Raw genomic sequence first — 25,523 nt, 5'->3', positions numbered from 1 at the left:
TGCGGTCCTTTTAAATATACAATGAATTGACTAGTCGATTTAATATGCAGCGATTGGATGGCATGGTCAAGTGCAGCGGGTGAAATGGGCGCTTTGCGCGCTCGCTTCCTGTCGCTACAATGTGCCGCAGCGCTTGTTCCCGTGCCTGCCGGCAGGCATGCGGATTGTTTGGGAAACCGTACCCTTCACCTGTTTTTCTATCGTTTTAGGAATCACATGCAGCAGACCCCGATTCGCCCCCTCCTCTGCGCGCTGACGCTGGCCACCGGCCTGCTGCCTATCGCGCAGGCCGACACTGCGCCGTTGCCAGCGACCATGCGCCTCGATTACCAGCACAGCGGCAATGCACTGGGCGAACATTATGCGATCGAGCGCGTGCTGGTCGAGCCCCTGCCATGGCCGGGCAATCCGGCGCGTCCCATCGACGATAGCAATCGCGGCAACAACCTGCTGGAAGTGGTCGATATCAAGTCGGGCAAGCTACTGTACTCGCGCGGTTTTTCCACCATCTTTGGCGAATGGGCCAGCACCGATGAAGCGAAAACCACCACACGCGCCTTCCAGGAATCGGTGCGCTTCCCGCAGCCGGAGCAGCCCGCGCGCGTGCGCATCTTGAAGCGCGACGAGCGCGGCCTGTTTTCCATTGTATGGAGCACCGACGTCGACCCGGCGGCGCAGGACGTGATTCGCAAGCAGCCACCGGCACCCGTCAAGCCGATCCCGATCCGCATCAGTGGCCCATCGTCCGAAAAGGTCGACCTGCTGATCATGGGCGACGGCTACACGGCCGCCGACATGGGCAAGTTCGAAGCGACGGCGCGCAAATTGGCCGAGCACCTGTTTACGGTGTCGCCATTTCGCGAACGGGCCAATGATTTCAATGTATGGGCCATGGCCGCGCCGACGCAGGAATCGGGCGTATCGCGCCCATCGACCGGCGTGCATCACGCGTCGCCGCTGGGCACGCGCTACGATATCTTTGGCAGCGAGCGCTATGTGCTGACGACGGATAACCGCGCCCTGCGCGACCTGGCGCAGTATGCGCCGTATGAATTCATTGAAATCCTGGTCAACAACGACACCTACGGTGGCGGCGGTATCTTCGGCCAGTTCAGCACGGCGGCAGCGAATAGCGATTGGGCAAAATATCTGTTTGTGCATGAATTTGGCCACCATTTCGCCGGCCTGGCCGACGAGTACTACACCTCGCCCGTGGCCTATCAGTCGAATGGCGAGCGGCAGGAACCGTGGGAGCCGAACGCCACGGCGCTGCGCGATCCGGCCAGGCTGAAATGGAAGCACCACGTCAAGGCCGGCACGCCGCTGCCTACCCCGTGGCCGAAGCAAGCGTACGACAGTCATGCGCGCGAGTATCAGAAGCAGCGCGCCGCGCTGCGCGCGGCCAACCGCCCGGAAAGCGAGATGAGCGACTTGTTCAAGGCCGACCTGGCATACACGCAGCAACTGTTTTCCACGGCGCCGCAGCGCCATGCCGTTGGCGCCTTCGAAGGCGCCAACTACGAGTCGTCCGGCTACTACCGGCCCGAACTGCAGTGCATCATGTTCGACCGTAGCGAGGCGTTCTGCACCGTATGCCAGGATGGTATCAGCAGCATCATCGACCTGTATTCGCGTCCCGCTGCGGCGCCTCGCAAATAAGGCCGGTCAGCTCAATTGTGCAAGGGATGCTGGGGCATGTTGCAATGCAATAGCATGGCCCCCATTTTGTCTCTACCGCGCCGTCTGCCGTCCGCCATCGCCCAGCGCTGTTTGTTTTTCATGCAAGCTGGCAAACGTTCTTTTCTTTCCCTCAGCCCGGCAGAGTTGTCTGATAGGCACGTCCGCGCGATTGCATAAAAAATAATTCATTTAAATAATATTGGGGTAGAATTTGATCTATATCAATGTTGCATTGCCGCAATCGCGCTTATAGTTGACCTCACTCAAAGCGTCATCGAATGCGGATTGGACTCTTTATGAGGCACGCGTCTAAATGCTGTAGAGTAATTTTGCCCCGTACCAGTTCCCCGAGAATGCACTGGTGCCGGCCTCGAATTTCAGTGATGGAAGCCCGATACATGAAGATGCAGATCCCCGCGCCTGACGCGTGCAGTAGCTTACCTCCCCCCACTTGCATCGCCTTGCCATGCGCGCTCACCGCTGCGCTGCAATGCCTGGACGCGGCCACGCCCTGGCCCGTCCTGCGGCCGAATAAAGCATGACGACGTCCATGCCGCCGTTACTGACATTGCAGGGAAAGCGCGGGCTGGTGGTGGGTATCGCCAACGCGCAAAGCATTGCCTGGGGCTGCGCCAGCGCGCTGCGCGCAGCCGGCGCCGAATTGGCCGTGACCTGGCTCAATGACAAGGCCCGCCCGCATGTGGAACCGCTGGCGCAGCAAGTGCAGGCGGCCATCATGGCACCGCTCGATGTGGCCGTGCCGGGCCAGCTCGAAGCGCTGTTTGCGCAGATCGAGCAGCAGTGGGGGCGGCTCGATTTCGTTGTGCATTCCATTGCCTACGCGCCCAGACAGGACTTGCATGGCCGCGTCACGGACAGTTCCGCCGATGGTTTCGCGCAAGCGATGGATGTTTCGTGCCACTCCTTCATGCGCATGGCGAAGCTGGCCGAACCCCTGATGCCCGACGGCGGCAGCCTGATGACCATGACGTATCTGGGGGCCGAGGAAGTCATCGCCGACTATGGCCTGATGGGGCCCGTGAAGGCCGCACTGGAAGCATCGGTGCGCTACCTGGCAGCAGAGCTTGGCCCGCAAGGTATCCGCGTCAATGCCATCTCGCCCGGGCCCCTGGAGACGCGGGCCGCTTCCGGCATTGCCCATTTCGACCGCTTGATGGCTGACGCCATCGCACGCTCGCCCATGCGGCGCTTGGCCACCATCGAAGACGTGGGCGCGCTGTGCGCCTTCCTCGCCGGCGACGGCGCGCGCGCCATCACGGGCGGCACCTTGTATGTCGACGGTGGCTACAACATTCTGAATTGACTGGAAGAAGATGATCATGCCTGTTCCCGCTTTACCAGCGTGCGCCAGGGGCGCTGCGCTGGCCACCGCTCTGGCCACCACGCTGGCCCTGGCCGGTTGCGCCTCGATGGCGCCGCCGTATGCGCCACCGCCGCTACCGGTGGCGGCGCAGTATCCGGAAGCCGATCCTGCCGGCGCGCATGCTGCCGATATCGGCTGGCAAGCCTACTTTACCGATGCGCGCTTGCAGGCGCTCATTGCGCAGGCCTTGGCCAGCAACCGCGATATTCGCATCGCCGCCCTGCGGGTGGAAGAGGCACGCGCCGCATACGGCATGCAACGCGCCGAGCAATTCCCCACCATTGCGCTGGGAGCCTCCGGCAGTCGCGCGCACGTGCCTGCTGATCTTAGCCTGACGCGGCGCCCCATGACGAGTACGCAGTACCAAACGGGTTTGAACGTGAGTGCATGGGAGCTCGATTTCTGGGGCCGCGTGCGCAGTCTGAACGATAGCGCGCTGCAAACCCTGCTGGCCAGCGACGAGGCGCGCCGCGCCGTCGGTGTTGCCCTGGTGGCCCAGGTGGCCAATGGCTACCTGGGCTTGCGCGAACTCGATGAACGGGTGGCGCTGGCGCGCGCCACGGTCGATAGCCGCGCCGAGTCGCTGCGCATCTTTACGCGCCGCTTCGAGGTCGGTTCGATTTCCAAGCTGGACCTGACGCAGGTGGAAACCCTGCTTAGCCAGGCCTTGTCGCTATCGGCGCAGTTGGAGCAGGCGCGCGCCGTGCAGGCGCATGCGCTGGCCCAATTGGTCGGTGGCGTGCTCGACCTGACGCCGGTGGCTGGTGAGGTGCGCCGCTTCGACGATGCCAGCGTGCTGCAGCCGCTGCATGCGGGCTTGCCGTCGGCCTTGCTGGCGCAGCGCCCCGACCTGGTGGCGGCCGAGCATCAGCTGCGCGCAGCGCAAGCCAATATTGGCGCGGCGCGCGCTGCCTTCTTCCCGAGTATTTCGCTGACGGCTGGCTACGGCACTGCCAGCGCGCAATTAAGTGGCCTGTTCGACTCGGGCAGTGGCGCGTGGAATTTCGCGCCGCGCCTGGTGCTGCCGATCTTTGACGCCGGCCGCATCCGCGCCAATATGGATCTGGCCGAGGTGCGCCGCGATGTGGCCGTGGCCAATTATGAAAAGAGCGTGCAGGGCGCGTTTCGCGAAGTGGCCGACGCGTTGTCGAACCGGCGCTGGCTGGCGCTGCAGGTCGACATCGGCAAGACCACTTTGGCCGCGCAGAGCGAGCGGGCGCGCCTGGCCAAGCTGCGCTACGACAATGGCGCCGCGCCCTACCTGGAAGTACTCGATGCGCAGCGCGATTTGCTGACGGTCGAGCAGCAACTGGTGCAGACGCGCCGCGCGCTGCTCGCCAGCCAGGTCAGCCTGTACGCCGCCCTGGGTGGCGGCGCACCCGCTGCCGCCACGTTCACCTATTGACGTTCCCCGATTGATTGCGATTGCCGACACCATGACTCCACAACTGAAGAAAAAACTTATTCCCGCTGCGCTCGTCGCGGCAATGCTCGTGCTGGGCTTTGTGGCCTGGCAAAAAATGCGCCCCACCGGCCCCGGTGAAGGTTTCGTCAGTGGTAATGGCCGCATCGAAGCGACCGAGATCGATGTCGCCACCAAGCTCGCTGGCCGCGTCAAGGATATCCTCGTGCGCGAGGGCGACTTCGTCAAGGCTGGCCAGCCGCTGGCGAGCATGCAGGTGGACTCGCTGACGGCGCAGCGCGACGAGGCGCGCGCGCGCCAGCAGCAGGCGTCCGACGCGGTGGTCGGGGCGCAGGCACAGGTGGCCGTGCGCATGAGCGACAAGGCGGCCACGCAGGCCCTGGTGGCGCAGCGTGAAAGCGAACTCGATGCGGCCAGGCGCCGTCTGGCGCGTTCCGAAACTCTGTCGAAAGAAGGCGCTTCCTCGGTGCAGGAACTCGACGATGACCGCGCTCGCGTGCGCAGCGTGGCTGCCGCCCTGAATGCGGCCAAGGCGCAGGTCACGGCGGCGCAGGCGGCCATCGACGCGGCCAAGGCGCAAGTGGTCGGTTCGCGTTCCGCCGTGACGGCCGCCGAAGCAACTACTGCGCGCATAGCCGCCGACCTGGCCGATGGCCAACTGGCGGCGCCGCGCGATGGTCGCGTGCAGTACCTGGTGGCGCAGCAGGGCGAAGTGCTGGCCGGTGGCGGCAAGGTGCTCAACCTGGTCGACCTGTCGGATGTCTACATGACCTTCTTCCTGCCCGAAACGGCGGCCGGCAAGGTGGCGATGGGCAGCGAAGTGCGCATCATCCTCGACGCCGCGCCCAATTATGTGATTCCGGCGACGATTTCCTTTGTCGCTGCCAGCGCGCAGTTCACGCCGAAGACGGTAGAGACGGCCAGCGAGCGCCAGAAGTTGATGTTCCGCGTCAAGGCGCAGATCAGCCGCGAGCTGCTGCAAAAGCACCTGGCGCTGGTGAAAGTGGGCTTGCCCGGCGTGGCGTGGGTGCGTCTCGATGCAAAGCAGCCATGGCCGGCTGAACTGACTGCCAAGGTAGCGCAGTGAGCATGGACGTGAACCCGTTTGTCGTCAGCATCCAGGGCGTCAGCCAGCATTACGGCAAGACGGTGGCGCTCGACGGCATTGACCTCGACGTGCCGGCCGGCCGCATGGTGGGCTTGATCGGGCCCGATGGCGTGGGCAAATCGAGCCTGCTGTCGCTGGTGGCCGGTGCGCGCGTCGTGCAGCAAGGCAGCGTCATGGCGCTGGGCGGCGACATGCGCGATGCGCGCCATCGCGACGATGTCTGTCCGCGCATCGCCTACATGCCGCAAGGCTTGGGAAAAAACCTGTATCCAACCCTGTCGGTCGAGGAAAACCTGCAGTTTTTTGCGCGCCTGTTCGGCCATGATGCCGCCGAGCGCCGCCGCCGCATCGACCAGCTCACTCGCAGCACGGGCTTGCATACCTTCCTGGCGCGCCCGGCGGGCAAGCTGTCGGGCGGCATGAAGCAGAAACTGGGCCTGTGCTGCGCGCTGATCCACGATCCCGACCTGCTCATTCTCGACGAGCCGACCACCGGCGTCGATCCGCTGGCGCGGGCCCAGTTCTGGGACCTCATCGCCAGTATCCGCGTGCAGCGCCCGCAGATGAGCGTGATGGTGGCCACCGCCTACATGGACGAGGCGCAGCGCTTCGACTGGTTAGTGGCCATGGATGACGGCAAGGTGCGCGGTACCGGTACGCCGGCCGAACTGCTGGAGCGCACGCAAAGCGATACCCTGGAAGCGGCTTTCATCAAGCTGCTGCCGGAAGCCAAGCGCGCCGGTCACCAGCCCGTGGTCATCACGCCGCTCGATGCCGCCAGCGCGCAGGATGTAGCCATCGAGGCGCAAGACCTGACCATGCGCTTCGGCGATTTCACTGCCGTCGACCATGTGAATTTCCGCATCGGTCGCGGTGAGATTTTCGGCTTTCTCGGTTCGAACGGCTGCGGCAAGTCGACCACCATGAAGATGCTCACTGGCCTGCTGCCGGCCACCGAGGGCAAGGCCTGGCTATTCGGCAAGGAAGTCGATTCCAACGATATCGACACGCGCCGCAGGGTTGGCTATATGTCGCAGGCATTTTCCCTGTATAGCGAACTGACGGTGCGCCAGAATTTGGTGCTCCATGCGCGCCTGTTCCACGTGCCGGAAGCGCAAATTGCTGCCCGCATCGATGAAATGGCGCAGCGCTTCGACTTGCACGCCGTAATGGACGACTTGCCCGATAGCCTGCCACTGGGCATACGCCAGCGTTTGTCGCTGGCCGTCGCCATGGTGCATAAGCCGGAGATGTTGATCCTCGACGAGCCGACGTCCGGCGTCGATCCGATCGCGCGCGACAACTTCTGGCGCCTGATGATCGAGCTGGCGCGGCGTGACCGCGTGACCATCTTCATCTCGACCCATTTCATGAACGAGGCCGAGCGCTGCGACCGCATTTCGTTGATGCATGCGGGTAAAGTGCTGGTCAGCGATGCGCCGGCCGAACTGGTACGCAAGAAGGGCGCAGTATCGCTGGAAGCGGCCTTCATCGCCTACCTGGAAGAAGCCGGTGGCGGCACGGCAGCGGCGACCGTGGAGGACGCGCAGGAAGCGGCGGCACCCGTGCAGGCAGCACCAGCGCAGGCGCCACTACCGCAGCAGCGGCGCAGTCGCTTCAGCCTGGGGCGCATGCTCAGCTACATGTGGCGCGAAACGCTGGAATTGCGCCGCGACCCCGTGCGCCTGACGCTGGCGCTGGGTGGCTCCGTGCTGCTGTTGTTCGTCATTGGTTTTGGCATCAGCCTGGACGTCGAAGACCTCAGTTACGCAGTGCTCGACCATGACCAGACTAGCCTGAGCCAGAATTACACGAACAATCTGGCGGGCTCGCGCTACTTCGTCGAGCGAGCGCCGCTACGCGACTATGCCGATATCGACAAGCGCATGCGCAGCGGCGAGTTGTCGCTGGCCATCGAGATTCCGCCCGGCTTTGCGCGCGACGTGCAGCGCGGCGCACCAGCGCAAGTGGGGGCGTGGATCGACGGCGCCATGCCGATGCGCGCCGAAACCGTACAGGGATACGTGCAGGGCATGCATCAGTTGTGGCTGGCCGACCAGGCCCTGCACCGCTATGGCATCAAGATGGCTAACCCCGTCGCCATCCAGACGCGCTATCGCTACAACCCTGACGTGAAAAGCTTGCCAGCCATGGTGCCGGCCGTGATTCCCTTGTTGCTGCTGATGCTGCCGGCCATGCTGGCAGCGCTTTCTGTGGTGCGCGAAAAGGAACTCGGTTCCATCATCAACCTGTACGTGACGCCTGTCACACGCCTGGAATTTTTGCTCGGCAAGCAGGTGCCGTACGTGCTGCTGGCCATGCTCAACTTCGTGCTCATGGCGCTGCTGGCGGTCACCGCCTTTGGCGTGCCGATCAAGGGCAGCTTGCCGACCCTGATCGGCGCCACCTTCATCTTCAACATCTGCGCCACCGGTATCGGCTTGTTCGCCTCGACATTTACCCGCAGCCAGATCGCGGCCCTGTTCGTGACCATGATCGGCACCATGATCCCGGCCATCCAGTTTTCCGGCTTGCTCAATCCCGTCTCGTCGATGGAAGGCGTGGGCAAGGCGATTGGCCTGATGTACCCGGCCACGCACATGCTCAATATCAGCCGCGGCGTATTTAACAAGGCACTGGGATTGGGCGACTTGCAGGCCTCGTTCTGGCCGCTGATTGTCGCCATTCCCGTGATCCTCGGCGTGACGGTGGCGCTGCTGAAGAAACAGGAGTCATAAGCGTATGCGTCACCTTGAAAATATCTACCGCCTGGGCGTGAAAGAAATCTGGAGCCTGATTCGCGATCCGATGATGCTGATCCTGATTCTTTATACCTTCACCTTAGCCATTTACGTGGCTGCCACGGCCAAGCCGGAAACCCTGCACATGGCCTCGATCGCCATCGTCGACGAGGATGGCTCGCCCCTGTCCGCGCGCATCGCCTCTGCGTTCTTCCCGCCGCAGTTCACGCCGCCGGCCATGATCAGCCAGAGTCAGATCGATGCAGGCCTCGATGCGGGCCAGTACACCTTCGTGCTGACGATCCCGCCCAAGCTGCAGTCCGACGTGCTGGGCGGGCGCCATGCGGAACTGCAGATGAACGTGGACGCCACGCGCATGAGCCAGGCTTTCAGCGGCAGCGGCTACATTCAGCAGATCGTCGCCGGCGAAGTGGCAGAATTCGTCAAACGCTATCGTGGCGCGACGATCTCGCCGGTGGAGCTGGTGATGCGCGCGCGCTTCAATCCTTCGCTGAGCCAGGCCTGGTTTGGCTCGCTGATGGAACTCATCAACCAGGTGACGATGCTGTCGATCATCCTCACGGGCGCGGCCCTGATACGCGAGCGTGAACACGGCACCATCGAGCATCTGCTGGTGATGCCCGTGACACCGGCCGAGATCATGCTGGGCAAGGTCTGGTCGATGGGCCTGGTGGTGCTGTTGGCCGCCGCCCTGTCGCTGAACCTGGTGGTGCGTGGCATGCTGCACGTGCCCATCGAAGGCTCCATCGCACTGTTCCTGTGCGGCGCTGCCCTGCACCTGTTCGCCACCACCTCGATGGGTATTTTCCTGGCCACCGTGGCGCGCAGCATGCCGCAGTTCGGCATGCTGCTGATCCTCGTGCTGCTGCCGCTGCAGATGCTCTCGGGCGGCAGCACGCCGCGCGAAAGCATGCCCGAGCTGGTACAGAACATCATGCTGATTGCACCGACCACGCATTTCGTCGAGTTAAGCCAGGCGATTCTGTACCGTGGTGCGGGCATCGACGTGGTGTGGAAGCCGTTCCTGGCCCTGCTGGCAATCGGCACGGCCTTGTTTACCTTTGCGCTGGCGCGCTTTCGCAAGACCATCAGCCAAATGGCGTAGGCCCTGCGCCGGAATGTTCCGTCGCCTGTTTGCATGAAAAGGATAGCCATGAAGATCGAATCTGCTCCATTTTTCTCCACCGGCGGCTTGCCATCCATGGGCATGCTGGGCGACTATGCGCGCGACTCTTGGCAGCGCATCGTGCTGTACGCGGACGTGATGCGCCGGCGCGGCAATCAGTACCAGGAGCATCTGGCCGAGGAAGTGCCGAACGTACTGGACTTCCCCGCCGAACTGGTGCTGTCCGGGCTGGACCTGGCGCGCCCCGTCAATTACGGCCTGGCGCGCATATTGACGCCAGATGCGCCGCCGCCCGATCCGGGCAAGCGTCCTTTTGTAGTCGTCGACCCGCGCGCTGGCCATGGTCCCGGCATTGGCGGCTTCAAGGCCGAGAGTGAAATCGGCGTGGCCTTGCGCGCCGGCCATCCGTGCTACTTCATCGGTTTCCTGCCCGATCCCGTGCCGGGACAGACGGTGGAAGACGTGATGCACGCCGAGGCGGCCTTCCTGGAGCAAGTCATCGCCCTGCATCCGCTCAGTGAGGGCAAGCCCGTCGTCATCGGCAATTGCCAGGCAGGCTGGCAAATCCTCATGACGGCGGCCATGCGTCCGGAACTATTCGGTCCCATTATCGTGGCCGGCGCGCCCGTGTCGTACTGGGCCGGCTGGCACGGACGCAATCCGATGCGCTACGGGGGCGGACTGATGGGCGGTAGCTGGGCTACGGCGCTGGCGGGCGACCTGGGCAATGGGCGCTTCGACGGCGCCAGCCTGGTGCAAAATTTCGAGAAGCTCAATCCGGCCAACACGCTGTGGAGCAAGCAGTACAACTTGTACGCAAATATCGATACGGAAGCGCCGCGTTACCTGGAATTTGAAAAATACTGGGGCGGCCACGTGTTCCTCAATGACGTCGAGATGCAGTACATCGTCGACAATCTGTTCATCGGCAACCGCCTGGCCACGGCGGAACTGATCACTTCCGACGGCGTGCGCCTGGACTTGCGCAATATCCGTTCGCCCATCGTCGTGTTTTGCTCGAACGGCGACAACATTACGCCGCCGCCGCAGGCGCTGGGCTGGATCACGGACCTGTACCGCGACGATAACGATGTGCTGATGCACGACCAGACCATCGTCTATGCGGTGCATGACAGTATCGGTCACCTGGGTATTTTCGTATCGGCCAAGGTGGGGCACAAGGAGCACCAGAAATTCGCCAGTAATATCGATTTGATCAACCTGCTGCCGGCCGGCATTTACGAAGCCAGGATCGTCGACAAGACGCCCGAGACGCCGAACGCCGACCTGGCCAGCGGCGACTATGTGCTGCAGGTCGAGCATCGCGGCATCGAGGATGTGCGCGCCATCGTCCAGCCGGATGTGGAAAACGACCGCAAGTTCGCCGCCGCTGCGCGCGTATCCGAGGTGAATCTGGCTTTGTACCGCAGCTTCGCGCAACCGTGGGTGCGTGCCATGGTTACGCCGCAGTCGGCACGCTTGCTGCAGCTCACGCACCCGCTGCGCGTCTCGTACGAGCGCTGGACGGACCACAATCCGCTGGCCAAGCTGGTGGCCAGAGAGGCGGAAAAAGTGCGTTCCCATCGCCACCCCGTGGCACCGGATAACCCGCTGCTGGCCATGCAGGAAGCCTTCTCCGGCGCCATGAGCGCTGGCTTGAACAGCTGGAGCAACTGGCGCGACACGCTGCAGGAAACGACTTTCGACATGATCTATGGCTCGCCCCTGGTGCAAGCGCTGACGGGACAAACCATGGGCGCCGCCGCGCCGCCGCGCCCCCATCCTGGCATCTCGCCCGAGCATTGCGAATACGTGCGCTGCGAAACGCGCAAGATGGATGAGGACATGCAGTGCGGGGGGCTGGTGGAAGCAGCCGTGCGCGCGCTGTTCTATATTTACCGCTTCCGCATGATCGCCGACGAGCGCCGTTTCAACCTGGCCTTGAAGCTGATTGAGCCGCAATACCGGCAGGAATTTAGCATGGAGCAATTCCGCGGCATCGTGCGCCAGCAGGCGCGTTTGATGCTGCACGATTTCGATGCCGCCATCGCCGCCTTGCCGGTCTTGCTATCGCGCGCTGACCCGGACGACATCGGCGCGCTGGCCGACTGGCTGCAGCAAGTGCTGCAAGTGCCCGTAGCGCCGACGCCGGACGAGGAAGCGAGCCTGCAGCAGATGCTGGCGCGCTTCGAGCGCGCGACCAAGGCGCAGGCGAAGGCCTTGCCGCAGGCCAGGCCCGCAAGCAAACCTGCCAAAAACACTACCCCTGCCTAAAAGACCAAGATGACTACTCCCCCAGACGATGATTTGCATATCGTGCGTAACCGCACCTTCGACCAGATCGCCATCGGCGACACTGCCAGCATCACGCGCACCCTGAGCATGGACGATATCTCCCTGTTCGCGGTGATGTCGGGCGATGACAACCCGCAGCATCTGGATGCTGAATTTGCCGCCTCCAGCCGCTATCAGGGCGTCATTGCCCACGGCATGTGGGGCGCAGCCCTCATTTCTGCCGTGCTGGGCACGCGCCTGCCCGGCGCCGGCACGGTCTACACGGGCCAGACCCTGCGATTCCTGCAGCCCGTGCGCGTAGGCGATACGCTGGCCATCAGCGTTACCGTCACCACGCTCGATCCGCGCAACCGCCACGTGACCCTGGCCTGCCGCTGCGTCAACCAGCATGGTGCCGTAGTGCTCGACGGCGAAGCGCAGGTGATCGCGCCCGCCGAGCAGATCGAAAGAGTGCGCGCCACTTTGCCGGAAGTGCGCCTGCATAACGGCGACGGCACGCGGCGCCTGCTCGAGCATGCGCGCACGCTGGGTCCGATCAAGGTGGCCGTGATCCATCCTTGCGACGAATTGAGCTTGTCGGGCGCGCTGGACGCCTATGCGGCCGGCCTGATCACGCCCGTGCTGGTGGCGCCGCGCGCGCGCCTGGAAGCGGTAGCGCTGGAGGCTGGCCTGAGCCTGGCCGGCATCGCCATCGAGGACGTCGAACATAGCCATGCGGCAGCGGCGCGCGGTGCCGAACTGGCGGGCAAGGGAGAAGTGGAGGCGCTGATGAAGGGCAGCCTGCACACGGATGAATTGATGTCGGCGGTGCTCGCTGCCAGCGCCGGCCTGCGCACCAAGCGCCGCATCAGCCACTGCTTCCTGATGCAGACGCCTGCGTATCCGCGTCCTTTCATCATCACGGACGCGGCCATCAATATCGCGCCGAACCTGGCCATGAAGGCCGACATCGTGCGCAACGCCATCGACCTGGCGCACGTGATCGGCGTGGCCAGACCACGCGTGGCCATCCTGGCCGCCGTGGAAACGGTCAATGCGGACATGCCGGCCACCCTGGACGCGGCCGCCCTGTGCAAGATGGCTGATCGTGGCCAGATCACCGGGGCCATCCTCGACGGTCCGCTGGCCTTCGACAATGCCGTGTCGATCGCCGCCGCCACCGTCAAGGGCATCGTCTCGGAGGTGGCGGGCCGCGCCGATATCTTGCTGGTGCCCGACCTGGAAAGCGGCAATATGCTGGCCAAGCAGCTTGAATACATGGGTGACGCGGACAGCGCCGGCATCGTGCTGGGCGCGAAGGTTCCCGTGATACTCACCAGCCGCGCCGACTCGCGCGCCAGCCGTATCGCCTCGTGTGCCATCGCCGTGATGCTGGCTAATCATTACCGCAGTACGCCGCCATGAACGCGCCAGTCCTGCACGTAGAAGAACAGACCGATGGCCCCCTGATCCTGGTGCTCAATTGCGGCTCATCGAGCATCAAGTTCGCCCTGTTCGAGCAAGCCGGCGGTGTACTGCCGCAGCAGGCGCAATGGAGCGGCAAGGTCGAAGGTATCGGCCGCGAAAATGCCACTTACCGCGCCGCTGGCCTGCCCCCAGTCGCCTTGCAGCTCGATGCAGAGCAGCCGCACCACGCGGCCCTCGAAACCATCCGCGCGCAAGTCGTGGCGCAACTGGCGGGACGCCCGCTGCGCGCCGTGGCGCACCGCGTGGTGCATGGCGGCAGCAAGTATTTCGCCCCTGTGCGCATCGATTTGAGCGTGCTGGCGGACCTGAAAAGTTTTGTTCCGCTGGCGCCGCTGCACCAGCCTTTTGCATTGGAGGCGATCGAGGTGTTGCTCGAATCGCATCCCGATATTGCCCAGGTGGCGTGCTTCGACACCGCTTTCCACCACACGGTGCCGCAGGTCGAGCAGATGCTGGCCCTGCCTTATGATGCGTGGGAGCGGGGCTTGCGCCGCTATGGCTTCCACGGCCTGTCGTACGAATATCAGTCGCTGGTGCTGGAGCAGCGCTACGGCCCCGTCGCGCGCGGCAAGGTCATCGTTGCCCATCTGGGCAGCGGCGCCAGCCTGTGCGCCATGGATAATTTACACAGCGTGGCCACGACCATGGGCTTTTCCGCGCTCGACGGCCTGATGATGGGCACGCGCTGCGGTTCGCTCGATCCGGGTGCCGTGATCTATCTGATGGAAATCGAGAAGCTGTCGCTGGAAAAGGTGGCGCATGTGCTGTACCACGAGTCGGGCTTGCTGGGCGTGTCGGGCGTGTCGGCCGATCCGCCGGTGTTGCTGGCGCAGCAGGACCGGCAGGATGCCACGGGCGAGCGCATCCGCGCCGCGCTGGCGCTGTATATCCGTCGCATCGTGCGCGAAATCGGCGCCCTGACGGCCGTATTGGGTGGGCTCGATATGCTGGTGTTTACGGCCGGTATCGGCGAACACAGCGCTGAACTGCGCCAACGCATCTGCGCCGAACTCGGTTTCATCGGCCCCGTGCTTGAGGCGCAGGCCAATGCGCGCAACGCCAGCCGTATTTCCACCGATGCCAGCCGCATTGTGGTGGGCGTGGAACCGGCTAACGAGGAATGGGTGGCCGCCCGCCATGCGATATTGGCCGTCAGCGCATGAGGATCTGACGATGCCATCGCACCCCATGGGAATTTGCCGAATTGCACCTATTTCGTATTGAGTGCGATAGCGTACAGTCTGGTTTTAGTTTTTTCTTTAGGATGAAGTCATGCCATCGGGTTGCTGACAGCAACAGCCCGATGCCTGGCAAATTTGGCACATCTTGCCCGCCTTTAGTAAAAATAACTCGAATCCATATTGAAAGGTCTCATCATGAACAAATTACTCGCCGCCCTGATCGCTACCCTGTTTGCTACCGCAGCCTTCGCTCAAACCGCACCGGCTACGGAAGCCGTCGTGAAAGCCCAGGCTGGCGCACAAAAAGACGTCAACAAGGCTGCCGCTGCGCAAGCCAAAGTCGACGCCAAGGCTGACGCCAACGTCGCCAAGGCAGAAATGAAAGCCGACGAAAAGAAAGCCGACGCCCATCATAAGGCGAATAAAACCAAGGCCAAGGCCCACGATAAAGTCGTCAATGCCGATGCGGAAGATAAACTGAAAATGGAAGCCAAGGCAGATAAAACCGACGCCAAGGCTGATGCGAAAGCCACCAAGGCTGCCGTGAAAGCCGACGTCAAGGTCGCCAAGGAAAAAGTCGAAGCGAACGCCGACAAGGCCCTCGCCGCCACCAAGACGGCAGAAGCCAAAGCCAAGGCCGACGCTGAAGTCAAGGCCGCCGCGGCCAAGTAATTCCCTGTTTGCGGGTGACGTCCCGCAAACCGCAAAGACAGCTTCGGCTGTCTTTTTTTTCGTCCTCGTTTTTTCTCTGGCGTGGCTTGCCAGCCTTGATCTGGCGCAAATGCTCGTCCTTTTGCCGTGCCATAGTGAACTGGCAAATAGACGAAGGGGACATCATGAGTACCGCTAAAACGAAAAATTCACCAACTCCCGGCATGGCTGTCGGCAGCTCCGCCGCGCCTCTCATGCAGGCCATGCCGGTCGAAGGTGATATTCAGGCCGACGCTGATGCGGCCGGCGACGATGTCATGCCGGGACCGCGCCTTGGCGTCTCGTATGCGGACCAGGCCGTTGTCCATGCTGGCGCCACGGCCACCGACGCCAGCATGCCCGGCGGCGGCATGCAGCAGGTATCACAGGGCATGGCCGGCGCCAGTTGCATGCACGTGAGCGATGGCGGCGGCATGGGGGGCGGCGGCGATGGCGCGGGCGGTGCAGGTGGCATGAGAGGCGGGGGAGGCGGGGCGGGCGGGGCGGGCGGTGCAGGTGGCATGGAAGGCATGGAAGGCATGGGAGGCGGGGGAGGTGGTCGAGGTGGGGGAGGTGAACAGGGCGAGGGCGGCGGCACGCCGCAAGTGCGTACCTGCGCCACCATGGATGTGCACCGGCGCCTGCTGAGCGAAGATCCGTCCTATGCGCATGTCCGCGCCGACATTGAAAATCAGGCCGGACTCTATGCGGGCGACAGCAGCATTGCCGGTCGTGCCGGCGTGACGCAGATACCGGTAGTCGTGCACGTGGTGTGGCATACCGCAGCGCAGAATATTTCGGATGCGCAGATCGTCAGCCAGATCGACGTGCTCAATCGTGACTTCCGGCGCGTCAACCCGGATGTCAACGGTACGCCGGCGCCATTCCTGCCGCTGGCGTCCGACGCGCGCGTGGAGTTTGCGCTGGCCACGACCGATCCGCAGGGCGCAGCTACCAGCGGCATCGAGCGGCGCCAGACGACGCTGCCATCGTTTGGCGCGGACGATGGCGTCAAATTGCAGGCGGCGGGCGGCATGGATGCCTGGCCGGCCGATACCTACCTCAATATCTGGGTGTGCCAGCTGGGCGGCGGCTTGCTGGGCTACGCGCAGTTCCCCGGTGGCCCGGCCGCCACCGACGGCGTGGTGATACTGCAATCGGCTTTCGGCACGACCGGTACGGCAGCGCCACCGTTCCACCTGGGACGCACGGCCACGCATGAAATTGGACACTGGCTGAACCTGAACCATATCTGGGGTGATGACGGCACGGGGTGCTCGGGCACGGACAATGTGGCCGACACGCCTAACCAGGGCGGGCCGAACACCGGCCAGCCTTCGTTCCCGCATGTTTCTTGTAGCAATGGACCAAATGGCGACATGTTCATGAATTACATGGATTATGTCGACGATACGGCCATGTTGATGTTCACGGCGGGCCAGGTGGCGCGCATGCAGGCTTGTCTCGACGGTCCGCGTGCCAGCATCGGCAGTGGGACGGGCGGCACTGGCGCGCTGCCGCGCCAGAGTTCCTCCCCTGTCGTGGCCTGGGGGGCGAACCGCCTCGACGTCTTCGTGCTGGGCACGGACCGTGCACTGTGCCACAAGGCCTGGAATGGCACGGCCTGGGTGCCACCGCTGACTGATTACGAAGGGCAGGGCGGCATCTGTACCAGTGCGCCGCAGGTGGTATCGTGGGCGCCGAACCGGCTCGATGTGTTTGTCACGGGCACTGACAGCGGCCTGTTCCACAAGTGGTGGAATGGCACTGCCTGGGCACCGTCTCTGACAGGCTATGAAGCCATGGGCGGCGTGTGCGTGGGCGACCCGCGTGTCGTCGCCTGGGGGCCGAACCGCCTCGACGTGTTTGTCGTCGGTACGGACCGCGGCCTGTATCACAAGTGGTGGAATGGCGCCGCCTGGGGACCATCTTTGACGGGCTACGAAGCCATGGGCGGCATCTGCCTGGGACAGCCGGAAGCGGTTGCCTGGGGACCGAACCGCCTCGACGTTTTCCTCATCGGTTCCGACCATGCGCTGTACCACAAGTGGTGGAACGGCACGTCTTGGGGACCGTCGCTGACGGGCTATGAGCGCCTGGGGGGCGTCTGCACCTCGTCGCCGAAGGCGGTGGCGTGGGGATCGAACCGGCTCGACGTGTTTGTCACGGGCACCGATGGCGCGCTGTACCATAAATGGTGGGACGGCGCGAAATGGGGACCTTCCATCGACGGCTATGAGCGTCTGGGCGGCATCTGCGTGGGCGAGGTGGAAGCCGTATCGTGGGCGGCCAACCGGCTCGACCTGTTTGTCATCGGCACCGATAGCGCCCTGTACCACAAGGCTTGGAATGGCTCTGCCTGGACACCATCCTTGACGGGTTTTGAAAACCTGGGCGGCGTGTGCACCTCGCGGCCGCGCGCCACGGCCTGGGGCGCAAATCGGCTCGACGTGTTTGTCACAGGCACGAATGGCGCCCTGTTGCACAAGGCATGGCATGGTACGACCTGGTCGCCCTCCGTGAGCGGCTACGAAAGCCTGGGCGGCGTGGTATCGTGCTTTTGATGCGATTATTTAAACAGGGGGCACCATGCAAGGCATGACGATGGCATTGCCCAGCGGTAGCTGGACGCATTCCTTCGAGGAGGATGCAGACGGTATCGAGGTGTACCGGCCCTCGGCGACGTTCGTCTTTCCTCCCAGCCGCAAGGGACGCAAGGTGCTGGAATTCGGCGGTGCAACCGGGGCCATGGCAGGCGGGGAGGCGAGCATGACCAGCATGTCGCCCGGCCCCGATGACCGCCCCCGCGCCGGTCCGGCTACCCGGCTGCGGCCCCTGGGCATGGGGCGTTATATCTTGGGCGATGGCGTCGGGACACAGGACGTGATCGACATCGTCGAAGCAACGCCTGAGGTGCTGCGTCTGTCGCGGCGTTAAGCTTAGGCGCGCAGCGTGTACGCGAGCGCGCTGCGCTTGCCCACGCCGAGTTTCTCGTCAATCGCATGCAAGCGCTTGCGTCCGTTGGCCGGCGACTTGTCCAGTTCCCTGGCGATGCTTTATGCGGCAAGCCTCGGGCCGCCATACTCGCTACCAGCCGCTCGGCCGGGATCAAGCGCTGCATGGCAGCTCGCCTGTATTGTTCATGCCTGCAGGGATAACGAAAGTGCGGCAGCGTCTATAAAATATCCATAAAACTATCTGCAAATTACTTTTACCTGTTGCCGCTACGCGCCGATGGACGAAAGACAGGCGAACCTGTCTTTTCGATTGAGCGGGTGAGGCTTAGCCGATGGCTGCCATCGAGACCGGTTTCAGCTTGGCCGCCAGCGACTTTCCCTTCTTTGCGCGCTTGCCGAAATGCTCGGCCAGGGCGGTCGCACCAAGCGACGCATCCTGCGGTTTCGATGCCCGGCCGATGCCCGACACTACCACGCCGCGCTGGGTGATAGGCTGCACGGCCAACAGTTTGTCCTTGGCGTCCAAGTCGATCAACTTGACGCCGGTGCCGCCCTTGGTCAGGATTTTCATTTCATCGAGCCCGAACACCAGCAGGCGCGCGCCTTCCGTCAGACAGGCCAGGGCGCTGGCCGCTTCAGCGATGACTTTCGGCGCCAATGGCAGGTCACCCTCATCGAGGGTGATGAAGGCCTTGCCGGTTTTCAGGCGGCTGCTCATGTCGCCTGCCTTGGCGATGAAGCCATAGCCGGCGCTCGAGGCCAGCAGCAAATTAGTGGCGCCATTGCCCGCAAAGTAATGCAGGATGCGCACGGCATTGCCCGGCGTGCCGCCGCTCAGGTCGCACAGGGTCGTGATCGGCACACCATCGCCGCGCGCGTTGGGTAGCGCCGAGACGGGAACCGAGTAAATCTTGCCGTTGTTGCCAAAGCCCAGCAAGGTGTCGACCGTGCGGCATTCGAAGGCGCCATGCAGTGTGTCGCCCGCCTTGAAGGTGAACTGCGCCGCATCGTGGCCGATGCCGGTGCGTGCGCGCACCCAGCCTTTTTCCGAAATGATGACGGTGACCGGTTCATCGACTACTTTTTGTTCCGCTACTGCTTTTTGCGCTTCCTCGATCAGGGTACGGCGCGCGTCGCCGAACTGTTTGGCGTCCGCTTCGATTTCGCGGATGACGGCGCGTTTCATCGAGCCCGGGTTGTCGAGCAGGTCTTGCAAGGATTTTTCTTCCTTGCGCAGTTCGGCCAGCTCTTGCTGAATTTTGATCGTTTCCAGGCGCGCCAGTTGGCGCAAGCGGATTTCCAGGATGTCGTCGGCCTGGCGCTCGGACAGTTTGAAGGCGTCGATCAGGGCCGCTTTCGGTTCATCCGAATTGCGGATGATCTGGATCACCTTGTCGATATTGAGCAGGATCGCTTCGCGTCCTTCCAGGATATGGATGCGGTCCTTGACCTTGCCCAGTTTGTAGCCGGTGCGGCGCGTGACGGTTTCGAAGCGGAAATCGATCCACTCGCGCAGGATGTCGCCCAGGCCTTTCTGGCGCGGACGGCCATCGCCGCCTATCATCACCAGGTTGATCGAAGTCGACGATTCCAGCGAGGTGTGTGCCAGCAGCATCAGCATGAATTCTGTCTGGTCCTGGTTCTTCGACTTCGGCTCGAACACCAGGCGCACGGGGGCGGCGCGGCCCGATTCGTCGCGGATGGTGTCGAGCGAATTGAGGATCAGCGCCTTCAGGGCCACCTGGTCCGGCGACAGCGCCTTCTTGCCCAGCTTGATCTTTGGATTGGTCAGTTCTTCGATTTCTTCGAGCACCTTTTGCGACGAAGTACCGGGCGGCAGTTCCGTCACGACGGCTTGCCACTGGCCGCGCGCCAACTCTTCGATCTTCCAGCGCGCGCGTACTTTCATGCTGCCACGCCCGCTCGCATACATGTCGGCGATCTGCGAGGGCGGCGTGATGATTTGGCCGCCGCCGGGGAAGTCGGGGCCGGGAATGATGGCCATCAGCTCGGCGTGCGTCATCTTCGGATCGCGGATCATGGCGACGGCCGCTTTCGCCACTTCCGCCAGGTTGTGCGACGGGATTTCCGTGGCCAGGCCTACGGCGATGCCGGAGGCGCCGTTCAGCAGCACCATCGGCAGGCGCGCTGGCAGCAGCTTCGGTTCTTCCGTCGAGCCGTCGTAGTTGGGCTGGAAGTCCACCGTGCCCATGCCGATTTCATCCATCAGCAGTTTGGCGATCGGCGTCAAACGCGCTTCCGTGTAGCGCATCGCCGCCGCGCCATCGCCATCGCGCGAGCCGAAGTTGCCTTGGCCATCAATCAGCGGGTAGCGCAGCGAGAAATCCTGCGCCATGCGCACCAGCGCGTCATATACGGACTGGTCGCCGTGCGGATGCAATTTACCGAGCACGTCGCCGACCACGGCCGCCGATTTGCGCGGTTTGGCCGTGGAATTCAAGCCCAGCTCATTCATCGCATACAGGATGCGGCGCTGCACCGGTTTCTGGCCGTCGCACACGTCGGGCAGGGCGCGGCCCTTGACCACCGAGATGGCGTAATCGAGATAGGCGCGCTCGGCGAAGGTAGAGAGAGTCAGCGCTTCGCCGTCGAATACCGGTTCATCCGGCAGGGTCGGCTCTGGCTTGGTATCGTCAAATAAATTGGTTTGTGTGGACATGGCGCTTGTTTCGGTGTTAGGTTGTTGCGGTTAAATTTATTGAGCTGATTATGACAGCCCGGACGCTTGTGCGGACCTGCGCTGCCGCAGACACAGATGGCGCACGGTGAAATACAGGACGGACAGCGCCAGTACGACACTCAGCTTGACGATGGCCAGCTGCGGCGGACCATCGGGCTCACTGGCGAGCAGGAAGGTGGCGGCCGCGGGCGTGATCACCAGTGGCCAGGCGGCGGGTGCGTCTGCAGGCGCTCGCGCGCGGCGCGGCCCACCAGCACGCTGCCGTCAGCGTCGATGCTGACGCACGATGGCGTCAGGTGTTCGCCCAGCGCATTCGGGATGATGCTAGCCTTGCCGTCGCGCCAGATGGCGACCAGGCCGTTGGTGGTGCCCAGGTCGATACCGATGATCATCAGATATCGGCCTCCGCCTCATTGCCGTGTTCCTCGATCCAGGCACGGCGCCCAGCCGCTTCGCCTTTGCCCATCAACATATTGAAGCGGGCGGCGCAAGCCATATGATCGATTTCGCCCAGCGTCACGGGCAGCAAACGGCGCGTGTCCGGGTTCATCGTCGTTTCCCACAGCTGTTCTGCGTTCATTTCGCCCAGGCCCTTGAAGCGCGAGATCGACCAGGCGCCCTGCTTTACGCCTTCCTTGCGCAGCTTGTCCTCGATGGCGACCAGTTCGCCGTCGTCGAGCGCATAGATTTTCTGCATTGGCTTCTTGCCGCGCGCCGGTGCATCGACCCGGTACAGGGGCGGGCGGGCGATGCAGATATGGCCTTTGTTGATCAGGGCCGGGAAGTGCTTGAAGAACAGGGTCAGCAGCAGTACCTGGATGTGCGAGCCGTCCACGTCCGCATCCGAGAGGATGCAGATCTTGCCATAGCGCAGGCCGGACAGGTCGGGCGAGCTGCCCACGCTATGCGGATCGACGCCGATGGCGACTGCAATATCGTGGATCTCGTTATTGGCAAACAGGCGGTCGCGGTCTGTCTCCCACGAGTTCAAGACCTTGCCGCGCAGCGGCAGGATGGCCTGGAATTCCTTGTCGCGCCCCATCTTGGCCGAGCCGCCCGCCGAATCACCCTCGACGAGGAACAGTTCATTGCGCGTGATGTCCGACGATTCGCAGTCGGTCAGCTTGCCGGGAAGGACGGCGACGCCCGAGGATTTTTTCTTTTCTACCTTTTGCAGCGAACGCTGGCGCGACTGCGCCTGCTTGATCACGAGATCGGCCAGCTTCTTGCCGTAATCGACGTGCTGGTTCAGCCACAGTTCCAGCGGCGGCTTGGTGAAGGTCGAGACCAGGCGTACGGCGTCGCGCGAATTCAGGCGTTCCTTGATCTGGCCCTGGAATTGCGGGTCCAGCACCTTGGCCGACAGCACGAAGGAAGCGCGCGCAAACACGTCTTCCGGCAGCAGCTTCACGCCTTTTGGCAGCAGTGAGTGCATTTCGACGAAGTTTTTCACGGCGCCGAACAGGCCGTCGCGCAAGCCCGATTCGTGCGTGCCGCCATTCGAGGTGGGAATCAGGTTGACATACGATTCGCGCACGATGGCGCCTTCTTCTGTCCACGCCACGACCCAGGCCGCGCCTTCGCCTTCGGCAAAGCCTTCTGAATCCGGGCCTGCGTACTGCGCGCCTTCGAACAGGGGAATCAGGGTTTCGCCATTCGATACCTGCGCCAGCGATTCGGTCAGGTAGCCGCGCAAGCCTTCCGCGTAAAGCCAGGTTTGCGTATCGCCCGTCTTGGCGTTGGTGAGCGTGACGGTCACGCCGGGCAGCAGCACGGCTTTCGAACGCAGCAGGCGCTGCAGCTCGGTTTGCGAGATATTGGGGGAATCAAAATATTTCGCGTCGGGCCAGGCGGTGACGCGCGTGCCCGACTTCTTGCCGTCGCGCGGGGCGGGGCGGGAACTCAGGGGTTCGATCACGTCGCCATTCGCAAACACCATGTGATGCAGGCCGTTGCCGTCGCTTTCCTTGCGCCAGACGGTGATTTCCAGGCGCGTCGACAGCGCATTGGTAACGGACACGCCGACGCCGTGCAAGCCGCCCGAGAACGCATAGGCGCCGCCCGAACCCTTGTCGAACTTGCCGCCCGCGTGCAGCCGTGTAAACACGATTTCCACCGTCGGCACGCCTTCTTCCGGGTGGATGCCGACGGGAATGCCGCGGCCATTGTCTTCAACGGTGATGCTGCCATCCGTGTTTTGCGTCACGGCGATATGTGTGCAATGACCGCCCAGCGCCTCGTCGGAGGCATTGTCGATCACTTCCTGAATGATGTGCAGCGGATTCTCAGTGCGGGTGTACATCCCCGGGCGCTGCTTGACGGGTTCCAGTCCTTTCAGGACACGGATGGATGATTCGCTGTAGTCGGATGCTGGTTTTTTAGTGGCCATACGTGTTCAAGCTAAGTAAAGACAGTGGTTGGAACGCCAGGCCAGTGCACTGCGGGGCGCAATGACAGCGGCGATGATAACTGTATGAATATACAGTATATCCCGTCCAGCGTCACTGGCACAGGGCAGTGCGGCAGACATGGCGTCCTTGTGCGGACGCTCGCGCATTCTATCTTGTCCAGCGAGCAATAGCGCTACTCCAGGGCAACAAGAGTGCGCCGTACGCGTGGTTTGACGCCCATTGTGAAGGATTTTATGCGGCAAAGCCGTCGTTTTTACATCTTGTTTACAAGCACCTCTCCAGTCTTTACAAATTTTTTAGACCCTTTTGGCTAATCTGCACAGCATCAAAACAAACCTGAATGAGGGTGGGAATGGATATCGTGTATCTCGGCTTGATTGCCGTTTTTTTCGTCGTAGCGGCCGGCTTTGCCGTCGCCTGCGACAAATTAGGGAGCGTCAAATGAACGCGTTTTATGTGCTGGGCGCCGTGGTCTCGGCTGGCCTGTTGGTGTACCTGCTGGTGGCGCTGCTGAAGGCGGAGGAACTGTGATGACGACGCAATCGATATTGCTGCTGGTGGCCTTCCTGGTCGTATTGCTGGCCGCCGGCTATCCGCTCGGCTTGTACATGGCCAGGGTGGCCGGCGATGGCCCCGTGCGCGGCCTGGGCTGGTTGCAAAAGCTGGAAAACCTGCTGTACCGCTGGTCCGGCCTGCCCGCCGACAAGGGCATGGGCTGGAAAAGCTATGCCATCGCCCTGATCGTCTTCAACACCGTGGGCGCCGTCTTCGTCTACGGCCTGCAGCGCCTGCAGGGCTTCTTGCCCCTCAATCCACAGGGCCTGGGCGCCGTCAGCCCCGATTCCTCGTTCAATACCACCGTCAGCTTCGTCGCCAATACCAACTGGCAGGGCTACGGCGGCGAACAGACCATGAGCTACTTGACCCAGATGCTGGGCATGGCATGCCAGAACTTCTTTTCGGCAGCGACCGGCATCGCCGTGATCTTCGCGCTGGTGCGCGGCTTTGCCTCGCGCTCGGGTAAATCGATCGGTAATTTCTGGGTCGACCTGGTGCGCTCCACGCTGTACATCCTGCTGCCGCTGTCGCTGGCCCTGTCTGTCGTCTTCATGGGCGAAGGCATGATCCAGAATTTTTCCGCCTACAAGGAAGTGACCCTGCTCGACCAAGTGGCGTATGAAACGCCGAAAATGACTGCCGATGGCCAGCCGGTGCTGGACGCTGCCGGCAAACCCGTCATGGAAGCCCAAGTAGCGAGCACGCAGACGATCGCCATGGGCCCCGTCGCGTCGCAGGAATCGATCAAGTTGCTGGGCACGAATGGCGGTGGCTTCTTCAACGCCAATTCCTCGCATCCGTACGAGAATCCCACCGTGCTGTCGAACTTCCTGCAGATGCTGGCCATTTTCATCATTCCCGCCGGTCTGTGCTTTACATTCGGCAGCATGGTGGGTGACCTGCGGCAGGGCTGGGCCGTGCTGGCCGCGATGACCTTGATCTTCGTCGTCATGACGGCTGGCGTGATGAGCGCCGAGCAGCAAGCCAATCCCGCCTTGCAAGCGCTGGGCGTGGACCAGCAAGTGAGCAGCCTGCAATCGGGCGGCAATATGGAAGGCAAGGAAACGCGCTTCGGCATCAGCTCCTCGACCCTGTTCGCTGCGGTGACGACAGCGGCATCCTGCGGCGCCGTCAATTCCATGCACGACTCTTACATGCCGCTGGGCGGCATGGTGCCACTGCTGCTGATGCAATTTGGCGAAGTGATTTTCGGTGGCGTGGGCACGGGCCTGTACGGCATGCTGATGTTCGCCATCCTGGCCGTCTTCATCGCCGGTCTGATGATAGGGCGCACGCCTGAATACCTGGGCAAGAAAATCCAGGCCTATGAAATGAAGATGGTCTCGCTGGCCATTCTGATTACGCCAGCCCTGGTATTGACGGGTACGGCGATCGCCGTGATGGTCGAACCGGGCAAGATCGGCGTCGCCAATCCAGGCGCGCATGGCTTCTCGGAGATCCTGTACGCCTTCACCTCGGCGGCCAATAACAACGGCAGCGCGTTTGCCGGCCTGTCCGCCAACACACCGTTCTACAACGTGATGCTGGCCATTGCCATGTGGTTCGGCCGTTTCGGCGTGATCGTGCCCGTGCTGGCAGTGGCCGGTTCGCTGGCAGCCAAGCAGCGCTTGTCGGCCAACGCCGGCACCATGCCCACCCACGGCCCCATGTTCATCGGCTTGCTGATCGGCGTGGTCGTGCTCGTTGGCGTGCTCAATTACGTTCCCGCGCTGGCCCTCGGCCCGATCGTCGAACACCTGCAACTTTTCACACAATAAGA

General features: G+C 62.9%; 17 protein-coding genes and 1 pseudogene. 14 read left to right on the top strand and 4 right to left on the bottom strand.

Annotated features, from left to right (window positions below; all coding sequences use genetic code 11):
- The first annotated feature begins 216 nt into the window (after nucleotides 1-216).
- The 12 genes from ACQ4V8_RS06585 (at nucleotide 217) to ACQ4V8_RS06530 (ending at nucleotide 18,053) form a co-directional block, all read left to right on the top strand.
- On the top strand, nucleotides 217-1,659 hold the full coding sequence (locus tag ACQ4V8_RS06585; protein ID WP_436571108.1) for an IgA Peptidase M64: 1,443 nt from the start codon (nucleotides 217-219) through the stop codon (nucleotides 1,657-1,659).
- A 559-nt stretch (nucleotides 1,660-2,218) separates the two neighbouring features.
- The gene (gene fabI / locus ACQ4V8_RS06580; protein ID WP_082260962.1) at nucleotides 2,219-3,004 is read left to right on the top strand and encodes an enoyl-ACP reductase FabI; all 786 of its coding nucleotides are present in this window, start codon (nucleotides 2,219-2,221) and stop codon (nucleotides 3,002-3,004) included.
- Nucleotides 3,005-3,014: 10 nt separating this feature from the next.
- Nucleotides 3,015-4,469 carry an efflux transporter outer membrane subunit gene (locus ACQ4V8_RS06575; RefSeq protein ID WP_010401427.1) on the top strand — a complete coding sequence of 485 codons (1,455 nt, stop codon included), beginning with the start codon at nucleotides 3,015-3,017 and terminating at the stop codon, nucleotides 4,467-4,469.
- An 82-nt stretch (nucleotides 4,470-4,551) separates the two neighbouring features.
- Entirely contained in the window at nucleotides 4,552-5,574 is a 1,023-nt protein-coding gene (locus ACQ4V8_RS06570; RefSeq protein ID WP_436571163.1) for an HlyD family secretion protein, read from the top strand.
- A 2-nt stretch (nucleotides 5,575-5,576) separates the two neighbouring features.
- Nucleotides 5,577-8,333, top strand: a complete 2,757-nt coding sequence (gene rbbA, locus ACQ4V8_RS06565; RefSeq protein ID WP_070346206.1) for a ribosome-associated ATPase/putative transporter RbbA — start codon at nucleotides 5,577-5,579, stop codon at nucleotides 8,331-8,333.
- Between the two features lie 4 nt (nucleotides 8,334-8,337).
- Nucleotides 8,338-9,462 (top strand): ABC transporter permease, encoded by a 1,125-nt coding sequence (locus ACQ4V8_RS06560; RefSeq protein ID WP_010401423.1) that lies wholly within the window; start codon nucleotides 8,338-8,340, stop codon nucleotides 9,460-9,462.
- A gap of 48 nt (nucleotides 9,463-9,510) precedes the next feature.
- Nucleotides 9,511-11,757 carry a DUF3141 domain-containing protein gene (locus ACQ4V8_RS06555; RefSeq protein ID WP_436571107.1) on the top strand — a complete coding sequence of 749 codons (2,247 nt, stop codon included), beginning with the start codon at nucleotides 9,511-9,513 and terminating at the stop codon, nucleotides 11,755-11,757.
- Nucleotides 11,758-11,766: 9 nt separating this feature from the next.
- Nucleotides 11,767-13,182, top strand: coding sequence for a bifunctional enoyl-CoA hydratase/phosphate acetyltransferase (locus ACQ4V8_RS06550; protein ID WP_010401419.1), 1,416 nt, complete (start codon nucleotides 11,767-11,769; stop codon nucleotides 13,180-13,182).
- Nucleotides 13,179-14,408 carry an acetate/propionate family kinase gene (locus ACQ4V8_RS06545; protein WP_196854976.1) on the top strand — a complete coding sequence of 410 codons (1,230 nt, stop codon included), beginning with the start codon at nucleotides 13,179-13,181 and terminating at the stop codon, nucleotides 14,406-14,408. The genes ACQ4V8_RS06550 and ACQ4V8_RS06545 overlap by 4 nt, the downstream gene beginning before the upstream one ends.
- A gap of 213 nt (nucleotides 14,409-14,621) precedes the next feature.
- On the top strand, nucleotides 14,622-15,098 hold the full coding sequence (locus ACQ4V8_RS06540) for a hypothetical protein (RefSeq protein WP_070346208.1): 477 nt from the start codon (nucleotides 14,622-14,624) through the stop codon (nucleotides 15,096-15,098).
- 164 nt (nucleotides 15,099-15,262) lie between these two features.
- Nucleotides 15,263-17,680: a DUF8189 domain-containing protein gene (locus ACQ4V8_RS06535; RefSeq protein WP_436571106.1), complete on the top strand. Its 2,418-nt coding sequence runs from the start codon at nucleotides 15,263-15,265 to the stop codon at nucleotides 17,678-17,680.
- A gap of 25 nt (nucleotides 17,681-17,705) precedes the next feature.
- A complete protein-coding gene (locus tag ACQ4V8_RS06530) occupies nucleotides 17,706-18,053 on the top strand; it encodes a hypothetical protein (RefSeq protein WP_436571105.1) in 348 nt (115 codons plus the stop codon).
- A gap of 345 nt (nucleotides 18,054-18,398) precedes the next feature.
- On the opposite strand, the gene parC is transcribed toward ACQ4V8_RS06530, so the two are convergent.
- From parC to ACQ4V8_RS06510, 4 genes and pseudogenes are all read right to left on the bottom strand, one after another.
- Nucleotides 18,399-20,753, bottom strand: coding sequence for a DNA topoisomerase IV subunit A (gene parC, locus ACQ4V8_RS06525; RefSeq protein WP_010401411.1), 2,355 nt, complete (start codon nucleotides 20,751-20,753; stop codon nucleotides 18,399-18,401).
- Between the two features lie 48 nt (nucleotides 20,754-20,801).
- Entirely contained in the window at nucleotides 20,802-20,972 is a 171-nt protein-coding gene (locus ACQ4V8_RS06520; protein WP_436571104.1) for a hypothetical protein, read from the bottom strand.
- Between the two features lie 14 nt (nucleotides 20,973-20,986).
- A pseudogene (locus ACQ4V8_RS06515) lies at nucleotides 20,987-21,166 on the bottom strand (Hsp70 family protein); the annotation flags it as partial.
- Nucleotides 21,166-23,163 (bottom strand): DNA topoisomerase IV subunit B, encoded by a 1,998-nt coding sequence (locus ACQ4V8_RS06510; protein WP_436571103.1) that lies wholly within the window; start codon nucleotides 23,161-23,163, stop codon nucleotides 21,166-21,168. The pseudogene ACQ4V8_RS06515 and the gene ACQ4V8_RS06510, both read right to left, overlap by 1 nt.
- 463 nt (nucleotides 23,164-23,626) lie before the next feature.
- Here ACQ4V8_RS06510 and kdpF point away from each other — a divergent pair, with 463 nt between their 5' ends.
- Nucleotides 23,627-23,716, top strand: a complete 90-nt coding sequence (kdpF, locus tag ACQ4V8_RS06505) for a K(+)-transporting ATPase subunit F (protein ID WP_034746483.1) — start codon at nucleotides 23,627-23,629, stop codon at nucleotides 23,714-23,716.
- On the top strand, nucleotides 23,716-25,521 hold the full coding sequence (gene kdpA, locus ACQ4V8_RS06500; protein ID WP_010401408.1) for a potassium-transporting ATPase subunit KdpA: 1,806 nt from the start codon (nucleotides 23,716-23,718) through the stop codon (nucleotides 25,519-25,521). The genes kdpF and kdpA overlap by 1 nt, the downstream gene beginning before the upstream one ends.
- The last annotated feature ends 2 nt before the right edge of the window (nucleotides 25,522-25,523 follow it).

It is taken from the genome of Janthinobacterium paucivorans, assembly GCF_051380805.1.
Lineage (GTDB): Bacteria > Pseudomonadota > Gammaproteobacteria > Burkholderiales > Burkholderiaceae_D > Janthinobacterium > Janthinobacterium lividum_D.
Note: the sequence above shows the minus strand (reverse complement) of the source record. Positions and strands in the feature narration are given on the sequence as shown.